Source organism: Pseudorhodoferax soli (genome assembly GCF_003337555.1).
GTDB classification, from domain to species: domain Bacteria; phylum Pseudomonadota; class Gammaproteobacteria; order Burkholderiales; family Burkholderiaceae_C; genus Pseudorhodoferax; species Pseudorhodoferax soli.
This window is the reverse complement of sequence record NZ_QPJK01000018.1, coordinates 1-12,695: the sequence shown is the minus strand read 5'-3', so window position 1 is coordinate 12,695 and position 12,695 is coordinate 1. Positions and strand designations below refer to the sequence as shown.

Below are 12,695 nucleotides of genomic sequence, written 5' to 3'. Positions count from 1 at the left end.
ACCGACCAAGCACCAGAAATCAGAAAAGGGGTAGCACGTGCAGCTTGCAAAAAAGATTCAACCAGGCGGCGGTTCGGCCATTCGTGAGATTGCCAAGAAGACCGTCCTCAACCCGAACATCATCTCCCTTGCGGGTGGCCTTCCGTCACCCGATTCCTTCCCGGTGGAGGAAATGCGTGCGTGCTTTGACGCGGTGCTGAGCAAGCAAGGGCGAGTCGCACTGCAATACGGAGCGACGGACGGGTACTTGCCCCTGCGCGAGCTCATCGCCAGTCAGTGGCGCGGCCGCGGCGTGGCAATCCAGGCCGAGAACGTGCTCATTACCTGTGGCTCGCAGCAAGGGCTCGACCTCGTCGGACGCGTGTTGGTCGATGAAGGCGCCACGGTGTTCACGGAATCCCCAACCTACCTGGGCGCAACCCAAGCCCTGCGTGCCTACGGGCCAGCGTTCGTGGGCATCGGCAGCGACCAAAAGGGCTTGGTGGTCGACGCGCTCGCGGAGCGCTCGAGCGCCTGCGGCGGCGGCAGGGCCGGGCTCGTGTACGTGGTGCCGAACTTCCCGAACCCGTCGGGCCGCACCCTCGATGCAGCCAGGCGGGAAGCACTTGACCATGTCGCCCAGTCGCGCGGACTGGTCATCGTAGAAGACGACCCCTACGCGGAGCTGTCCTTCGACGGGTCCTCGTTGCCGTCCCTGCTGTCGCTGTCACCTGGCAACGTGATTCACCTGGGGTCTTTCTCCAAGATTCTGTCACCCGGCATCCGGCTGGGGTTTGTCATCGCGCCTGTCCACGTCATCCGAGCCATGGAACAGGTCAAGCAGGGCATCGACCTGCACACTTCAGGGCTCACGCAGATGGCGATGGCGACCTTGTTGGAGAGCGGCTTCATGGACGGCCATCTCCAGCGCATCCGCGAGTTGTACGCCCGCAAGAGCCAGGTCATGTGCGGCGCGGTCAGAACGCACATGCCACCCTCTGTGAGGTTCGAAGAGCCCAAAGGCGGCATGTTTATGTGGCTTACCCTGCCTGAACACATTGACACCACCGAATTGCTGCCGAAGGCGCTCGCCGCCGGCGTCGCCTTCGTTCCCGGCGCTCCGTTCTACGTGGAGCACCCGGAGCGCAACACGATGCGGTTGAGCTTCGCCACCGCGTCGGACTCAAACATCAAGACCGGCATCGAGCGCATCGGAAGCCTCATCCGAGGTTGCACGTAGCGGATGGCCGGTTCCGCCGGCACATCCATTCCTGGACGACATCGGGTCCATGCGACCCGGGGAAAACATCATGAACAAAATCCTGAAAGCCTTTGTGGCTGCGGCAGTCGCCGTAGCTGGACTCTCAAGCGCGGTGGCGCAAGATGGTGCCAGGGCGGTGACGCTCTACGTTCCCTACGGTGCCGGCGGCACGTCGGACGTCATGGCTCGAATCCTGGCCGCCAAGATGCAGACCATCCTGCCACGCCCGGTCATCGTCGACAACAAACCCGGCGCGGGTGGCCGCCTGGCCGTGGGCCTCATCAAGAACATGCAGGCCGACGGCTCCGCGGTGCTGGTGGGTCTGCCTGCTCCCATCACGGTCGCCCCACACCTCTACGCCGGAAAGCTGAACTACGACATGGATAAGGACTATGTCGCCGTCGCGAAGGTGGTCAAGACCGGCTTCAGTGTGGCGGTACCTGCATCGTCGAAGATTCAGACGTTCCAGGACTTGGTGGCCATGGCCAAGAAGAATCCTAACAAGCTGAACTACGGCACCGCTGGAGTTGGCACCATCCCGCACTTCGTAGGCCACCTGATTGCAAAGTCGGCGGGTATCGAGTGGACGATGGTGCCGTTCAAGGGCGGCAGCGGAATGACCACCGACTTGATTGCAGGTCACATCGACGTGGCCATCGACTTGGTACCCGACCACGTGGAGCAGGCGAAGTCCGGCAAGATTCGCGTTCTCGCAGTGGTGGGACAGCACCGGGCCGCCGCTCTGCCTGATGTGGCAACCCTGACCGAGCTGGGCGTGCCAGGCATCGAACTGGAGAACTGGCAGGGCCTCTTCGTCCCGAAGAAAACGCCAGCTGCAACCGTGATTGAGCTGCAACAGGCGGTCGAGAAGGCCGTGGCCGACCCCGCGGTGAAACAGCAGCTTGCCCGGGTGGGCCTCGAAGTCGCGTACCAGGATGCGGCTGCTTTCACCGGTTTCGTTAAAGCGGACGCCGACCGGTGGTCAGCCATCGTTCGCGACTCGAAGATTTCCGTCGACTGACCTGACCGACCTGCGCGTGAGAGCCCGGGGTTCCCTTGGCTCTTGCGGACGGGCATTTTTTTCCCGCGGCCCCGCGTCCTTCCATGGAGTTTTGAATGAGCAAGCGAGAAGTTTTCGTCGTCGGTGCCGCGCGCACCGCAATCGGCACGTTTGGTGGAGCACTCAAGGATGTCCCGCCGACGCAACTGGCGACCACGGTTGTCAAGGCGGCGCTGGAGCGTGCTGGTGTCGACCCGCGTGAGGTCGGACAGGTCGCAATGGGCAATGTCGTTCCAACAGAGCCACGTGACGCCTATCTCAGCCGCGTCGCAGCGATTGACGCGGGCTGCAGCATCGAAACAGTCGCGTTCAACGTGAACCGACTGTGCGGCTCCGGCCTGCATGCCATCGTGACCGCGGCGCAGTCCATTCTGCTTGGCGACTGCGACGTCGCCGTCGGCGCTGGGGCGGAGTCGATGAGCCGGGGGCCGTACTTGGACCTGGCCACGCGGCACGGTGCGCGAATGGGCGACGTTGCGTTGGTCGACTACATGCTGGGCATCCTCCACGACCCGTGGCAGAAGGTCCATATGGGCATCACCGCCGAGAATGTTGCGGTTCGGTATGGCGTGACCCGTGAGCAGCAGGACCAGCTTGCTGTGGAGAGCCATCGTCGGGCCGCAACTGCCATCGCTGAGGGGCGCTTCAAGGAGCAAATCGTTCCCGTCGAGCTGAAGACGCGCAAAGGCGTCGCGCTGTTCGAAGTAGACGAGCATGTGAAAGCCGACACCACCATCGATACGCTCTCCAAGATGCGCCCAGCCTTCAAGAAGGAAGAGGGCACGGTCACTGCTGGCAACGCATCGGGCATCAACGACGGCGCCGGCGCACTGGCACTTGTTGAAGGCGGCCGCGCCGCGGCGTTGGGGCTGAAGCCTCTGGCGAGGCTGGTGGCGTACGCACACTCAGGCGTCGAGCCCGCCTACATGGGCATCGGCCCCGTGCCGGCGACGAAGAGCGTTCTGAAGCGCGCCGGCCTCTCCGTGCGCGACATATCAGTCATTGAAGCCAACGAAGCGTTCGCAGCCCAGGCCTGCGCAGTGGCACATGAGCTTGACCTGGACCCCGCGGTGGTCAATCCCAACGGCTCCGGCATCTCGTTGGGGCATCCTGTGGGCGCAACCGGCGCTATCATCGCGACCAAAGCCATTGCGGAGTTGCATCGTGTGGGCGGTCAGTACGCGCTGGTCACCATGTGCATCGGCGGTGGCCAAGGCATTGCTGCCATCTTTGAGCGTTGCTGACGCGCAGTCGACGACACAGTTGGCTCTTCTCGGTAGGAGACTGACACAGCCCTGCGCCGAATGCAGCAGCAAGTGCTTGCAGAATGCGATCCATGCCATCGTGCGTGTGCGTGCTTGATGCTATGGAGACGAAAGCACACGTCACTGCCGATCTGGACGGCGTGGTCGACCGCGTCCTTGCGACGCCAGGTGATCGGGTCGCGCCAAAGGATTTGCGGATGGTGAGGCGGGCCGGTAATGCGCCTTGATGCCTTCGACTAGAGTGTAGAGGCAGAGGTCACGTCAGGTGCCCGTGAATCCTAACGCGCGAGACAGTCCGCCTGCGACCTCGACGACGCGGGCTGCGCCAGACTTCATCAAGGAGGGCGTCAGCCGATCGAGCGGACCCGAGATCCCCAGCGCTGCGACCGGTCGGCCGTACGCGTTGAAGACAGGGGAAGCAATGCCTCCTACCGTGTCACGCCATTCGCCGCGATTGACCGCATAACGCTGTTTCGCTGCCTTGCTCAGTTCTGCGATGAGAGCCTCGCGATCAACGATCGTGGTCTGCGTGTAGCGCTCAAGCTTGGCAGGAAGAGATTCCAGGAACTCGGCCGGCTGTGCAGCGAGAAGCGCTTTACCGGTTGCTACAGCGTGCGCAGGCGCCCGTCCGCCGATCATCGAATAGGCGCGAATGGGTTGATCGCTGTCGATCTTGTCGATGTAGATCACCTCGAATCCATTCAGGATGGATAGGTGGACGGTCTCGCCCACATCGCGCGCCAGCGTAGCCATGTGCGGTGGGGCAATCTTTCGCACATCGAGCCGGCCTTGCTGCCTGACCCCGACTGCAAACATCTTGCTGGTCCCTCGATAGCCTCCATCGACGGGATCGCGCTCCACGTAGCCAGCGTGCATGAGCGTCTGCATGGTACGGTGCGCGTTACTCCGCGTGAGCCCGGTTCGCGCGGCCACGTCCTCGATGACGCGCGCTTCGCCTTGCATATCGGCAATCGCTTCCAAAACAGCCAGACCCTTGAGCAGAGTTTTGTCCATGCCGAGCGCAAATGTCTCAATAATTGGGAAATCATCCTAGCATATCCCCTGCAGACCGCTGAGTTCATGCGGACGGCCGGAACGTTCCGCGGATCCTTCTCGACAAATGCCGCCGAGCATTGGCGCGGCATGAATTGCCTGGACATGACGCATCTTGGACATGTCGCGAGTCGTTGGTGTGCTAAGCTGATTTCCTATCATTTAAGACGCACGGTGAGAAATGGACAAGACGCTGCTCAAAGGCTTAGCAGTGCTGGAGACCTTGGCGGAGATGCAAGGTGAGGCCAAAATCATCGAAGACGTGGCTGCTCGGACTGGCTTGACGCGTAGCAATGCACATCGGACGTTGCAGACCCTGACCCATGCGGGTTACGTGGAGCGTGACCCCGCAGAGGGCGGGTACCGCGGCACGATGAAAATGTTCGCCTTGGGTGTTCGGCAGCTCGGCCAACTCGACGTTCGAAAGATCGCACCTGGGTACATGGCGACGTTGGCCAAAGAAACCGGCGAGACGGTGCATCTATCGATCCTCGAGGGCGCTGAGGTCATTTACATCGACAAGATCGACAGCGTGCAGCCGATCAGAGCTTACTCGATGGTAGGAGGGCGTGCTCCCGCCCACGCGGTCGCGACCGGAAAGGCTCTGCTCGCTGCGCAACGCGATAGCGGCATCAACACGTTGCCGACCAAGCTGCCTCGCTTCACACCGTCGACGGTCGTCGATCGAAAAGTCCTGCGGGAGGAACTGGCCAAAGCTGCCCGCTTCGGCTATGCGGTCAATCGCGGCGAGTGGCGGGAGGGGGTGGGCGGAGTGGCCGCGCCGATCTTCAACGGTTTCGAACGGCCCGTCGCGGCCCTTGGGATCTCCGGACCGCTCGAGCGCTTGACGATGGCGAGGATGCGGCAGTTGGCGCCGCGTGTTGTCGAGCTGGCCGGTGCCTTGTCTCGCGATCTCGGCTATCTGCTGGACGACTAGCGCAGCACGCTTTCTGAGTGTGTCCCCTCGCTTGAGCCGCCGTGATCATGGCCAAGCGAAGTCGCACCGGCGCCGGACTTGGAACGATCTGTCAGGCTTGTGATGCGGCAATCAAGGCATCCATGTGCGCCTTGTCCGTTTCGGTGATGGCATCGATCAAGTCTTTCACCGCGTGTTCAAGGTTGAAGATCAGTTCGTTGTTGCCGGCGAGCCGATCGAGCGTGTTGCCATGACTGAAGTAATGGAAGATTTTGAGGATCCGCTTCGCACGCTCGGCGCCGAAGAGACTTTCGGCACGCTCGTCGACTTGCTCCGAATCTTTCGGTCCTGGTAGTCGAGAATACGTATAAAGTTCGATGAAGCGCCTCATAGCGTTGGGTAGCAGCATCAAGACTTCCTGAGCCGTCTTGTCAGGTGCTTTGTGGAAGCGATGGATGACCTCGAAAAGAAAGTGATATTCAGACAGGTAACGGGCGAGTGAGGAGGGCATGTCCTCAAGCGTCGAGGACTTGTCGGACACCCTTCTGATCAAGTACAGCCGCGCACCCTTGCTGCTCGCGACCGGCTTGATCTCCCGCAGGAGATTGAAGAACTCGAAATTGTGCGTGGAGATGAAGAGCTGCCTGCAGGTGGTCTGCCACGGTGCATTTTTGTCCTGCTGTTCGAAGAACATCGCGCGAATGGCCGCGGTCACCTGAAAGATGTGGTTGGCGTCCAGGCTCGAGATGGGATCGTCGATGTAGACGATGGTGTCCTTGAAGTCTGCGGGCTTGATCTCCTGGAGCTTTGTGAGGAAGTACGAGAAGGCAATCGCTGTCCGTTCCCCGTCGCTCATGTTCCTGGCGACGGCTCCTGTCTTGCGGACCAGTTGGAATCGCTCTTGGTTTGACGCATCTTTGACAACCTGGATCTGGACAGCCTCACTGCCGAGCATGGACAACAACCGTTCGTTGATCGTCTCGCGGCCTTTCTGAGCGCGGCTGATCTGAGCCTGTAGGTTGCTGATGACTGGCTTCAAATTCTCGCAATAGGACACCAGCGCGTCGCGCCTTGCGGCAAGCTGCGCCTTGCGACGCTCCCGACCTTCGGCCTTCTGCTCTTCATCGAATTGTTTTACATGGTGGTATCGCGCTCGCAGCAAGGCCTTCGCTCTTGCAGCCGTGAAGTTCGAGGCCAGCGCGTTGTTCTCGTCGATGAGCCGGTTGACCGAGGCCACCGCATCGGTGATGCCGCTTTCCAGGCCAGGTACCAACGGGCTGGGTTCCATGGCTCTGCGGGGGTCATCGGCTTTGCATTGGACTTCTTTCGCGAGTTGGTCGATGGCCTTGTTGAACAGCTCGACCGCTGCGGGAAGTGGCTCCCTCGCCGCGGTGTAGCGCTTGCGAAACTGCGCATTGAGTTCAGCAGCCTTTGGCAAATTCAAGGTGAGCGTCGCCGCCTTGACCCGTGCAAGCAACGCCTCCACACGCGACTTGTGATCCGCCAAGTCCTTCGAGAAATGGGCCCGAAAGGCTTCCAGCAGATCGTGAGGCAGTTCATGGCCGCAAAACTTGCAGGTATCGGAACGGTCGTGAAGCGGCAAACCAGACTCCACCCAACGCTCCAAGGCCGGGTTGTCTTCGAGATGCCTGAGGGTGCTGGCTGTCGGCGCCGATCCAATCTTGACCACCAGTGCCAATCGAATATTGACCAGGGGCTGGAGCGGCCCTCGTGAAGGCCAGCTGTGAATAACTATAGGTTGTCCGCCTCGGTCGAGCCTCCTTTTCTTGCATTGGTTTGGGCTGTTCCCGAGCCGTCAGGCGAGGCCCCCTCCGCGTCTCCAACGAACTGAGCAGTTGTCACCTTGCGGCTCTGCTCCCGCGTCTTGATCCGCCCCTTGGCCTCATGGCTGCTGTGGCGGAACCGGTAGGACTCGTTGCCCGTCTCGATGATGTGGCAGTGGTGGGTCAGCCGGTCCAGCAAGGCCGTGGTCATCTTGGCATCGCCGAACACGCTGGACCACTCAGCGAACGTCAGGTTGGTGGTGATCATCACGCTGGTGTGTTCGTACAGCTTGGACAGCAGATGGAACAGCAGCGCGCCGCCGGCCTGGCTGAACGGCAGGTAGCCCAATTCATCCAGCACGACCAAGTCCATGCGCACCAGGCTCATGGCGATGCGGCCAGCCCGCCCCTGGGTCTTCTCCTGCTCCAGCGCATTGACCAGATCGACCGTGGAGTAAAAGCGCACCCGCTTGCCGTGCCGGGTCAGTCCCGAGATGCCCAGCGCCGTGGCCAGATGGGTCTTGCCAGTGCCCGGTCCACCGACCAGCACCACGTTCTGCGCATCCTGGGTGAACGTCAGATCGGCCAGCTTCTTGATCAACTGCTGGTCGACTTGCGAGACGGCGAAGTCGAAGCCAGCCAGGTCGCGGTGCATGGGGAAGCGGGCGGACTTCATCTGATGGGCAATCGAACGCATGGCCCGGTCGGCGTCCTCGGCCTGCAGCAGGTGCTCGATCAGCCAGCGTGAAGCGGCCAAGGTGGTATCGCCCCCTTGCTCGGTCAGATCGGCCCAGGCAGTGGCCATACCGTTCAGCCGCAGCGCCTTCAGTTGCGCCTGCACATCGTTGGTGGCGTCACGCATGGCCGACCTCCTGTCCGTCCAGATGGGTCGGTCGCAGTCGGTCGTACCGTGCCGTATCGGCCACCGGGACTTGGTTGAGCCGCAGCGAGGTCTTGGCCTGCTCCGGGGTGACAGGGTTGTTCAGCCGGGCCAGCACGTTGCGCACATGCTCGACGCTGATGCTGCCACTGGGCGCCATGCCTTCGAGCACCAATTCGACGGCCACCAGCACCGCCTCCAGACCGGCCTGCGGCACCACGGCCAGTACCTGGGCCATGACGCGGTCCCCGCCAGGATGGCGCAGCAGGGATTGGCGCAAGCGCAGCAGCGGCGCCGGCAGGTCCAAGAATGGCGTGCCATTGCGCAAAGCACCGGGCTTGCGCTGCACCAGTTCGATGTAGTGCTGCCAGTCGTAGCTGGTCTGGCCGCTGCCCGGCAGCCGCGCATGGCTGGCCACCACGGCGTCGGCCGCGGCCACGTCGATGCGCCCGGGATAGACGCGGGTGCTGACGATGTGGCCAGCCCATTCACAGGGCACGGAGTAGCGGTTGCGGGCGGCCGTCACCAAGCAGGTGCTGCTGACCCGGGCCAGCCGTTCGACGTAGCCATCGAACGGGGCCGGCATGGACATCAGGTGGCCTTTCTCCAGCTCCCACATCTCGGCGACCGTGAACTGCCGGTGGATCGGGTGCGCGGTGTCGGCCCAGACAGAACGGCAGCGCTCACCCAGCCAGGCGTTCAGTTCGCTGAAGGAGCCGAAGCGCCGCGTGCCAGCTTCGATCCAGATGCGCCGCCGGCTGTCCTGCACGTTCTTCTCGACCACGCCTTTCTCCCAGCCCGAGGCGACGTTGCAGAAGTCGGGATCGAACAGGTAGTGGCTGCACATGGCGGCGAAGCGCGCATTGACGATGCGCTGCTTGCCACGCTGCACCTTGTCCACGGCGGTGCGCATGTTGTCGTAGATGCCTCGCCGCGTGACGCCGCCGAGCGCCTGGAACGAACGGGTGTGGGCGTCGAACAGCATCTCGTGGCCCTGGCTCGGGTAGGCCACCAGCCAGAAGGCCCGGCTGGCGCACAGCTTCAGGTGCGCCACTTGGACGTTGTAGAACACCCCGCCGACAACCATGGCCTCATCGCTCCAGTCGAACTGGAAGGCCTCGCCCAGCTCGAAGCTGAGCGGGACAAAGGCTTTGCTCGGGCTGGCCAGGGCCTGGACACGCCAGCGCCGGATGTAGTCGGTGACGGCGCTGTAGCCGCCGCGGTAACCCTGGGCCTGGATTTGCACCAGCAAGGCACGACCAGTGCGCCGACCTTGCTTGGGACGATAGCTGTCGGCCGTCAGGGCCTGGTGCAACGTCGGCTCGAAGGCCGTGAGCTTGCCCGGGGCGCTGACCCGTTCGTACTTGGGCACCGCCTCGCTGGGCGCCTTGAGCCACTTCTTGACCGTGTTGCGCGACAACCCGGTGCGCTTTGCGATCTCGCTGAGGGAGAGTTGGTCGCGCAACTTCATGCGCCTGACCTTGCCAATCATGTCCATGGTGATCACCTTGCTCCCTGCCGAAAGTTTCAGCAGGTCAGTGGAACACCCTGGTCAATTTTGGATCGGCACTTCGTCTTCTAGATGGTCAGTTTTGGGTCGGCGCCAACATGCTGGCAACACTAGGGGTTGCGGCAAGGACGGTGACGGCCTCACTATGCAACTTCACGATCGACGGAGAACTCAGGATCTTCTCCACCGTGCTCGGCTTTTCCGAGTCGGGTGTCAGAGCGAGTTCGATGGCTGCCGCAAGCTCATTCTCTTCGAGAAGCTGAGACTGAAGTTTGCTGACCGCGAGGAGGTCCTGCCCCAGATGAGAGGCCGTGTATGGATCGATCTTGAGGCGTTGCCGAATGGTCTTTGCCGTGTCGGTCTTGGCGTTCGCAACCCGCGTCTTGAGTTCATCGATGCGTTCGTTCAGTCTGCGCTGAATGTGCTCCGCCGTTTTGATCCGTGCGCTGAGGTGGTCGATACTTCGCAGCGCCTCCTCGGAGTCCTTGCCGAGCAACAATATGGGATTGAAACTCTGCCCGTTGAAGTGAAGATTGGCGCTGATGAAGTCCGAATTGAAGACGCGGACCGACAGTCCGCAACGGCTGAAATTCTTCTCCGTGATCGGTTCCTCAAGGCCGCCGAATGTGAACTCGCAACCCGTCAGGTCAGGATTTGGTGATCGGCTCTCGAGCTGAGCGAAAAGACGAGAGAGTGTGGTCTTGCCCGAGTAATTCCAGCCGTAGATGAGATTCTTGAGGCCAAAATCTTGAGTGCCTGCAGGCTTGACGTAACTCTGGTAAACGCCAAGTCCTTTGATCTTCTCGATGCTCTTAAGCATGAAGCCTTTCTTCCCGGGTAATCATTCGGCAGTAGGATTGCCTCGCGGCCTACGAGAACGGAGGCGACGGCTACGCATCAGCACAGAGTGCGACGATGCAACGACGGAGGTTTCCGACTCCACTGCGAAGCTGGTAACGCGATGTGTCTGACTTTATGCCATCCAGTCCATGAGCCTGAGATCCTCTGGCGGCCTTGTCACTCACTTTGATGAAAAGCGCAACTGTTTGTCCCCGGTGTGCCGCAGCGACACAGGTTGAGCCTGCTAGGCGGCGAAGCGTGAGAGGCCGCAGGACTAAGTGAGCACCATGCCGCGTCCAACTGCCGGTCGAGCGGACAGGGCGTCCATCCATCTTGATACCGATGGGTACTTGCTCAAGTCGATGCCGCCGCGTGCGCTCAGGCTGACCCAAGGAAAGCAAGCAATGTCGGCGAGGCCGAACGACCGGCACAGGTACTGGCGGGTGGCGAGGCGATCTTCAAGAACCTGGTAGAGCCGCGCTACCTCTGCCTTGAATCGGTCGCGGGCGTACGTGCAAGGATCGGAGGCACTGTTCAGGAAATGCGAGGCCTGACCCTGCATCGGCCCGAGGGCCGACATCTGCCAAAACAGCCACTGCAAGACTTCGGCCAAGTCTGACTGCTTCCGTGGGAGCCACCCTTCCACCTTTCCGGCCAAATACACAAGGATCGCACCTGACTCGGCCAGTACAACCTTGCCACCCTCCGCGGGTTCGTGATCGACGATGGCGGGCACGCGTCCGTTCGGATTGACCTCAAGGAACTGCGGCAACTTTTGCTGTCCTGAATGGATGTCGATGCGATGTAGCGCGAAGGGAAGCTGCAGCTCTTCCAGAAGGATGGAGATCTTTCTGCAGTTTGGAGTGGGCCAGAAATAGAACTCGATCATGACGTCAGTTCGGCTCGGCCTCTTTCCAGGACCGCATGGAGAGAAAGTCTTCTGCCACGGTAGGGTGGATGCCAACCGCTGCGTCCAGATCAGCTTTGGTTAGCCCGCACTGCATCGCAACCGCAAAACCCTGCACAATTTCTCCAGCATCTCGACCAACCATGTGCAACCCGACGACGCGATCGGAGCAAGTGTCTACGATGACTTTGAGGAACGTTCTAGCCGGAGTACTGCCAACGGTATCCTTCAACGATCGAAAGTCGCTTCGAAACACTTCGACCTTGCCGTAGCGCTCCTTGGCCACCCGCTCGGTCATACCGCAGCACGCGAGCGAAGGCGAGGTGAAGATCGCGGTAGGGATGTGCTCCAGGGACACGCGACGCCGCGCCCCGCCAGCGGGGAAGATCAGGCCGACTGCGTCCATGGCTTGGGCCAGTGCAACGGGCGTGAGTTGGGGGCCCCCAACCGCATCTCCTACTGCCCATATCGAACTCACGGAAGTCCGATGATCTTCGACTTGGATCGCGCCGGATTCGGTGAGATGGACGCCGGCCGCTTGCAATCCCAGACGATCCAGATTCGGCTGCCGACCGGTTGCTAAAAGAACCTGATCTGCTGAGAGCCTGCGTCCCGCTTTGGTGGTCACGATTCGCTGCCGACCGTCGGATTCGATACTCTCTATGCCGCTGTGAGGGTGGAGGCGCACCCCCGCCTTCTCCAGCTCGTTGGCGAGAAACTCGGACGTCTCCCTGTCAAAATCCTTGAGAAGACGGCTGCCTCGGTAGATGAGATCTACCTGGACCCCGAGCCCGGTGAAAATCGATGCAAACTCCACCGCGATGTAGCCAGAGCCTACGACGGCCAGGTTACGCGGCAAGCTGACGAGATCGAACACGTCATCGGACGTGATGGCGAGATCGACGCCAGAAATGGGTGGCCGCACAGGTTTGCCACCAGGAGCCAGGAGAATATGGCGCGCTCGGATCGCTCGCGTGCCAACGGCTAAGGAGTTCGGTCCCGTGAGCGTCGCCCAACCGCGGTGCAACTCGACCCCGGCTTCGTGCAGCAGCCTTTCGTAGACCTGGTTCAGGCGACTTACCTCGCTCTTGCGCAGGTTTTTCAGATGCTCCCAGTCAATACCGCCTGTTTCGGCCTGCCAGCCAAGTGAACCGCCCCGGGTTTCGCGGAGGCTCCAACTCTTGAGAGAATGGAGCCATGAGCAAGAACAACGCGAACAAATTTTCCCCGGAAGTGCGTG

11 protein-coding genes are annotated in these 12,695 nt (G+C 61.5%); 4 read left to right on the top strand and 7 right to left on the bottom strand.

Annotated features, from left to right (window positions below; all coding sequences use genetic code 11):
* The first annotated feature begins 37 nt into the window (after positions 1 to 37).
* The 3 genes from DES41_RS36520 (at position 38) to DES41_RS36510 (ending at position 3,544) form a co-directional block, all read left to right on the top strand.
* Positions 38 to 1,219 (top strand): aminotransferase-like domain-containing protein, encoded by a 1,182-nt coding sequence (locus DES41_RS36520; protein WP_114472601.1) that lies wholly within the window; start codon positions 38 to 40, stop codon positions 1,217 to 1,219.
* A 70-nt stretch (positions 1,220 to 1,289) separates the two neighbouring features.
* Positions 1,290 to 2,261: a Bug family tripartite tricarboxylate transporter substrate binding protein gene (locus tag DES41_RS36515; protein WP_170168404.1), complete on the top strand. Its 972-nt coding sequence runs from the start codon at positions 1,290 to 1,292 to the stop codon at positions 2,259 to 2,261.
* Between the two features lie 95 nt (positions 2,262 to 2,356).
* Positions 2,357 to 3,544, top strand: a complete 1,188-nt coding sequence (locus tag DES41_RS36510; RefSeq protein ID WP_114472599.1) for an acetyl-CoA C-acyltransferase family protein — start codon at positions 2,357 to 2,359, stop codon at positions 3,542 to 3,544.
* A gap of 282 nt (positions 3,545 to 3,826) precedes the next feature.
* Here the strand turns inward: DES41_RS36510 and DES41_RS36505 are convergent, their stop codons facing one another.
* Positions 3,827 to 4,579, bottom strand: coding sequence for an IclR family transcriptional regulator (locus DES41_RS36505; protein WP_114472598.1), 753 nt, complete (start codon positions 4,577 to 4,579; stop codon positions 3,827 to 3,829).
* 220 nt (positions 4,580 to 4,799) lie between these two features.
* Here DES41_RS36505 and DES41_RS36500 point away from each other — a divergent pair, with 220 nt between their 5' ends.
* Complete coding sequence (locus tag DES41_RS36500) at positions 4,800 to 5,555, top strand: IclR family transcriptional regulator (protein WP_114472597.1); 756 nt, start codon at positions 4,800 to 4,802, stop codon at positions 5,553 to 5,555.
* 91 nt (positions 5,556 to 5,646) lie between these two features.
* Here DES41_RS36500 and DES41_RS36495 read toward each other — a convergent pair whose 3' ends face one another.
* The 6 genes from DES41_RS36495 to DES41_RS36470 form a co-directional block, all read right to left on the bottom strand.
* Complete coding sequence (locus DES41_RS36495; protein ID WP_245966047.1) at positions 5,647 to 7,224, bottom strand: AAA family ATPase; 1,578 nt, start codon at positions 7,222 to 7,224, stop codon at positions 5,647 to 5,649.
* A gap of 62 nt (positions 7,225 to 7,286) precedes the next feature.
* Complete coding sequence (istB, locus tag DES41_RS36490) at positions 7,287 to 8,180, bottom strand: IS21-like element helper ATPase IstB (protein ID WP_114472595.1); 894 nt, start codon at positions 8,178 to 8,180, stop codon at positions 7,287 to 7,289.
* Positions 8,173 to 9,696 (bottom strand): IS21 family transposase, encoded by a 1,524-nt coding sequence (gene istA, locus DES41_RS36485; RefSeq protein ID WP_114472642.1) that lies wholly within the window; start codon positions 9,694 to 9,696, stop codon positions 8,173 to 8,175. The genes istB and istA overlap by 8 nt, the downstream gene beginning before the upstream one ends.
* Positions 9,697 to 9,784: 88 nt before the next feature.
* Positions 9,785 to 10,528, bottom strand: coding sequence for an AAA family ATPase (locus DES41_RS36480; RefSeq protein ID WP_114472594.1), 744 nt, complete (start codon positions 10,526 to 10,528; stop codon positions 9,785 to 9,787).
* 294 nt (positions 10,529 to 10,822) lie between these two features.
* The gene (locus tag DES41_RS36475) at positions 10,823 to 11,437 is read right to left on the bottom strand and encodes a glutathione S-transferase family protein (RefSeq protein WP_114472593.1); all 615 of its coding nucleotides are present in this window, start codon (positions 11,435 to 11,437) and stop codon (positions 10,823 to 10,825) included.
* 4 nt (positions 11,438 to 11,441) lie between these two features.
* Positions 11,442 to 12,695: FAD-dependent oxidoreductase (locus DES41_RS36470; RefSeq protein WP_147283056.1), on the bottom strand; the 1,254-nt coding region annotated here is incomplete at its 5' end.